The organism is bacterium, from assembly GCA_023135785.1.
Classification (GTDB): domain Bacteria; phylum CAIJMQ01; class CAIJMQ01; order CAIJMQ01; family CAIJMQ01; genus CAZNJA01.
Window position 1 is genome coordinate 1 of the sequence record JAGLSL010000075.1, and the last position, 4946, is coordinate 4946.

Sequence of the window (4946 nt, forward strand, 5' to 3'; positions counted from 1 at the left end):
TTAAATGTCTTTCTGCGGTAATTCTGGAATCGAGCTGTCTTATTGAGCCTGCGGCGGCGTTTCGCGGATTTGCAAATGTCGGTTTATCCGTTTCCGTCAGTCTTTTATTAAGTGCCTGAAAATCTTTCAAAGTCATCATTGCTTCTCCGCGTATGACAAGAGTGGCAGGAACATTATCTAATTTTAAGGGTATTGTGCTTATGGTTTTTACATTAGGCGTTACATCTTCGCCGTTGATACCGTCACCGCGAGTTGTCCCTCTGGTTAGTATCCCGCCCTCGTATATAAGTTCTATTGAAACTCCGTCAAATTTCGGCTCCGCAACATATTGAACATTATCTTCTCCCAATCCTTCGCGTATTCTTTTATCAAACCTATATATTTCTTCTTCTTTTGTTGTCCCGTCTAGACTTAGCATTGGCTTAACACGCTTTACGATTTTAAACTTTTCTTGAGGTGGCGCTCCTACTCTTTGTGTCGGCGAATCAGGAGTTTTAAATTGCGGAAATCTTTCCTCTAAAACTATAAGTTCTTTTAGGAGTTTGTCATATTCTTCGTCTGAAATTTTAGGAGAGTTTTCTACATAATATAACTGGTTATGTTCCCCTATATCTTTCTTGAGTTGTTCTATTCTTATTTTTGCTTCGATAATACCCATGATAAATTCCTAATCGCTGTCATTGCGAGCGACCAAAGGGAGCGTGGCAATCTCTTTGTTTGGGATTGCTTTGTCATTCTGCTTCTCGCAATGACATTTCTCCATAATCAAGCTGTTATTATAGGAAATAATAGGAGTTTTGTATAATATACCCGAATCTTATGACGCATTCTCAGAAAGAAAAAACAAAGACTATTCAAATGTTATATTCTGATATATCTAAAGATATAACATCCCGATTGTCTGAATTTAACCGACTTTTTAAGGAAGGAAGCGACGAAGATATTTTTGCCGAACTGGTGTTCTGTATATTAACCCCGCAATCCAAAGCCCAATCTTGCTGGGAATGCGTGAAAAATCTTAAGAAGAAGAAATTATTGCTTACCCTGAACCGTCCGCCATCGAAGCAGTGGCGGACTGGTTCAGGGCTCGAAGGAACTCTTAGGGAGATAGCTAATCAAATAAATAAAGCGCGGTTCAAAAACAATAAGGCAAAGTATATCGTAGAGGCGCGGAAGAAATTCCTATCTGGCGGGAAACTGAATATTAAATCGCAAATATCTCAATTTGGGAATGTGCAAGAGGCAAGGGAATGGTTGGTTAATGGGACTTGCCCCGTTAGAGATAAGTCACCATTTGGCGACCGTACAGAAATGCCAGAGGCATTTCTTATCTCTAACGGTGTAAAAGGTATCGGGTATAAAGAGGCAAGTCATTTCTTGAGGAATATCGGATTTGGGAAAGAAATCGCCATTCTTGATAGGCATATACTTCGAAATCTAAAAGAGCTTGGAGTTATAAAAGAAATCCCGTCTTCCATATCAAAGAAAAAATACTTTGAAATTGAAAGCAAAATGAAACAATTTGCAGTAAGTGTTAATATACCTATGGGTCACCTTGATTTTGTTTTTTGGTATAAGGAAACAGGGGAGATATTCAAATAAGACAGAAGACAGAGAGCAGACAAAAATCTGACATCTGTATTCTAACTTCTGTCCTCTGGTTTTAAAAAGGAGGTGTATTATGCCGGAATTCGGAACACCGTTTTCAGGATTGAAGAAGGAGCAAAAGCTCACAAAAGAGGAATTAATTCGGGCAATACGCTTTTTAGTTTCTGCGGAATATGAGGCAATCCAACTTTATATGCAGCTTGCGGAATCAACGGAGGACGAACTTGCCAAAGATGTTTTGGTGGATATAGCAGATGAAGAGCGTGTTCATGTCGGGGAATTTCTGAGATTGTTGAAACAGCTTGCTCCCGATGAGGAAACATTTTATGCTAAAGGCGCAAAAGAGGTAGAAAAAATGATTGAGAAGAATAAGTAATAACAAGATACAAGAAACAAGGTGCAAGATGCAAAATAAGATGTAAAGAATGACTAACAAAAAAACAACAAATAGTCCTAAGTTTGATATTGAAGAAAGAACCACTAATTTTGCATGCAAAGTTATTCGCTTATGTAAGGGATTTAAAAGGGATCCTATAAATGACCGATTGATAGGGTAAGTAGTGGGGGCTTCCGGATTAATAGGAGCTAATTATCGAGAGGCAAATGATTCCCTTGGAAAGAAAGATTTTATTCGTTGTTTAAAGATTGCCCGTTGTGAAGCAAAGGAAACATATCATTGGCTTAAGCTTTTAATTGAAGCTAACTCAGGTGAAAGACAAGAGTTGGAAAAGTTGATAGATGAAGCAGAAAAATATAAGAAGATATTGTCAGCAATAATTAAGAAAATGATTTAGTTTTGTAAATTGGAATTTGGATATTGTTTGTTTCTTGCATCTTGGCTATTGGTTCTAAATACTAATCATGAAAACAATTACTTTTGAAACGAAGATAATAGATATTATTCAAAGGACTCATGACGTAAAGAGTTTTCGCTTTAAAACAGAAGAAAGTGTGAATTTTAAACCTGGACAGTTTTTCTTTGTTACTATAAAAATTGATGGTGAAGAAAAGACTAAACATTTTTCCTTTTCCAATTCTCCCACTGAAAAAGATTATCTTGAATTTACTAAGAGAATAACCGACAGCGACTATTCAAAAGCTCTGGACAAATTAAAGGTTGGGGATTGGGCAAAATTGCGGATGCCTCTGGGTAAATTTACTTTTGAAGGGGAATATCCCAAAATAGTATTTATATCCGGAGGTATAGGCATAACCCCCATAAGGAGCATATGTAAATTTGCAACGGATAAAAAAATACCGACGGATATAATTTTGCTTTATGGGAATAGGACGGAAAAAGATATTGCGTTTAGAGATGATATTGCCGAAATGCAAAAACTGAACAAAAATTTGCGTGTAATTTATACATTAGATAATCCTTCTAAAAAATGGGAGGGAAGAACAGGTCATATAAATGACGAAATGATAAAAGAAGAAATTTCCGACTTTCAAGAAAGAGTGTTTTATATTTGCGGTCCTCCCAAAATGGTGGAAATGTTGCGGGGAATCCTTAAAGATAAATTGTCTGTCGCAGCGGAAAAAATAAAAATAGAGAATTTCTCGGGATACTAGAAAACAGGAGCAAAAATTGAAAAATAAAAAATGTATAAATTGCCCTGAATATTCAAGGTGCAGGGAATCCTCTGCCTCCTGGATATTCTTTATTATCGGACTGATTGCTACTATAGCAATGAGAGTTGTTACTGTACTAATGGATTTAAATCCTTTTTATGGGAAAATGGCTTGGTATATAGGTGTTAGTGGGTTCTTTTTATTTTTTATCTATAAATTTAAGGTAAGTCAAACAAGGTCAAAAATAATTAGTGAAAGAGAGCTTGTAGATAAAATTGCAAGTCAGAAACAATTGACGAAAGATGATTATAATTTGATAGGTGCGATACTTTGTAGTTTAAGTTCCAGAAAAGAGAGAATAAATTATTTTTTTATATTCGGTTTGTCGGCGGTGGTTCTTGTCGTGGCAATATTTTTTGACCTTTTCAGATAATTGTATAAAGGAGATGCGTTATGGCAGTGGAAAAAGTCAAAGAAAAATATCAATGTAGTGTTTGCGGTAATGTGGTAATTATTGTAGAAGTCGGTGGTGGTGGGCTTGTCTGTTGCGGCGAGCCGATGGAAAAGATAGAAGGATAAAATATCTATAATCGGTTGCGGGAATGTAGGGCTGCGTTATGCTTTAATCCACATATATCCAACTATTTATAATAGGATAAAACTAATAAAGAAAAGGAGGGACAGATGAAACGCTTAACGTTCTCTTTAATTATTCTTGCTTTTGTTTTTTCTTCAGTTTTTGCTCATTCACCTAAAAGTGTTGATGTAACAGTAAGCTTATCCGAAAAAAATATATCAGTGAGCATTTCTCATCCGGTTTCAAATTCGAATAATCACTATGTAAAAAAGGTAGAAGTAACTTTAAATGACAAAAAAATTATTGAGCAAACTTTTTTTGTTCAGGAAGGAAATTCTCAAGAGGTGATGTATCATATTCCCTCATTGAAAATTTCAGACACTGTAACGGTGGAAGCTTTTTGCAACAAGGGCGGAAGCCAAAAGAAAACAATTATAGTTTATTAAATAAGGAATTATAGTTTATGAAAAAACTAAGTTGGGAAATAATTTTATAACGGCTGATATAAGTTTTTATAAATGAATTGAAAGAAGATAAAAAGATATGTTAAAGTTATTCTGATAACTTTAAAAGGAGGCGGAACAATATGAGTTCTGAAAACATAAGCATGGGAGCAAGTGAAGTTTTGCAATTTGCAATTAAAATAGAGGAGAATGGATGGGAATTTTATAAAAAGTTTGCAGAGTTGGCAGATAACGAAAAAATAAGGGAATTGTTCTTTTTGCTTTCCGATGATGAAATAAAACATAAAGAAATATTTCTTGAAATGCTTCTCGAAATAGAAACATACGAACCACAAGAAGTATATCCGCCGGAATATTTTTCTTATTTAAAAGCCTATGCTGACAATATTATATTTAAAAAGGGAATAGACGAAGAATTAAAGAAAAATCTGGATGCTGCGGCTATTATAGATTTTGCAATCAGAATGGAACTTGATTCTATAGCGTATTATCAGGAGACCAAGAATTTTGTTTCGGAAAGTCAAAAAAGTATAATTGATAAAATAATAGAAGAAGAACGAAAACATTTCTTGAAGTTGGCGAATTTAAAAAACAGTCTATAAGATAAGGAGTCGAATGATGGAGAAAAAACTTATTGAATTGCTCAATCAATCTCTTGCTGACGAATGGCTTTCTTACTATTGTTTTTGGGTTGGCGCAAAGGTTATGGTGGGTCATATGCGTGA

Annotated in this window: 9 protein-coding genes; 8 read left to right on the forward strand and 1 reads right to left on the reverse strand. The window is 35.1% G+C overall.

Going from position 1 to position 4946, the window contains the following annotated elements; all coding sequences use genetic code 11:
* The coding region (gene ligA, locus KAS42_05720; protein ID MCK4905714.1) for an NAD-dependent DNA ligase LigA at positions 1-658 on the reverse strand (658 nt) is incomplete at its 3' end.
* A 161-nt stretch (positions 659-819) separates the two neighbouring features.
* Between ligA and KAS42_05725 the strand changes: the two genes are divergently transcribed.
* The 8 genes from KAS42_05725 (at position 820) to KAS42_05760 (ending at position 4823) form a co-directional block, all read left to right on the forward strand.
* Positions 820-1602, forward strand: coding sequence for an N-glycosylase/DNA lyase (locus tag KAS42_05725; GenBank protein MCK4905715.1), 783 nt, complete (start codon positions 820-822; stop codon positions 1600-1602).
* A 79-nt stretch (positions 1603-1681) separates the two neighbouring features.
* A complete protein-coding gene (locus KAS42_05730; protein MCK4905716.1) occupies positions 1682-1984 on the forward strand; it encodes a rubrerythrin in 303 nt (100 codons plus the stop codon).
* A gap of 184 nt (positions 1985-2168) precedes the next feature.
* The gene (locus KAS42_05735; protein ID MCK4905717.1) at positions 2169-2402 is read left to right on the forward strand and encodes a four helix bundle protein; all 234 of its coding nucleotides are present in this window, start codon (positions 2169-2171) and stop codon (positions 2400-2402) included.
* Positions 2403-2469: 67 nt separating this feature from the next.
* Complete coding sequence (locus KAS42_05740) at positions 2470-3180, forward strand: FAD-dependent oxidoreductase (GenBank protein MCK4905718.1); 711 nt, start codon at positions 2470-2472, stop codon at positions 3178-3180.
* Positions 3181-3196: 16 nt separating this feature from the next.
* Positions 3197-3613 carry a hypothetical protein gene (locus KAS42_05745; GenBank protein ID MCK4905719.1) on the forward strand — a complete coding sequence of 139 codons (417 nt, stop codon included), beginning with the start codon at positions 3197-3199 and terminating at the stop codon, positions 3611-3613.
* 20 nt (positions 3614-3633) lie between these two features.
* On the forward strand, positions 3634-3759 hold the full coding sequence (locus tag KAS42_05750) for a desulfoferrodoxin FeS4 iron-binding domain-containing protein (protein MCK4905720.1): 126 nt from the start codon (positions 3634-3636) through the stop codon (positions 3757-3759).
* Between the two features lie 105 nt (positions 3760-3864).
* Entirely contained in the window at positions 3865-4203 is a 339-nt protein-coding gene (locus KAS42_05755; GenBank protein MCK4905721.1) for a hypothetical protein, read from the forward strand.
* Positions 4204-4343: 140 nt separating this feature from the next.
* Positions 4344-4823, forward strand: coding sequence for a ferritin family protein (locus KAS42_05760; protein ID MCK4905722.1), 480 nt, complete (start codon positions 4344-4346; stop codon positions 4821-4823).
* Positions 4824-4946: the final 123 nt, after the last annotated feature.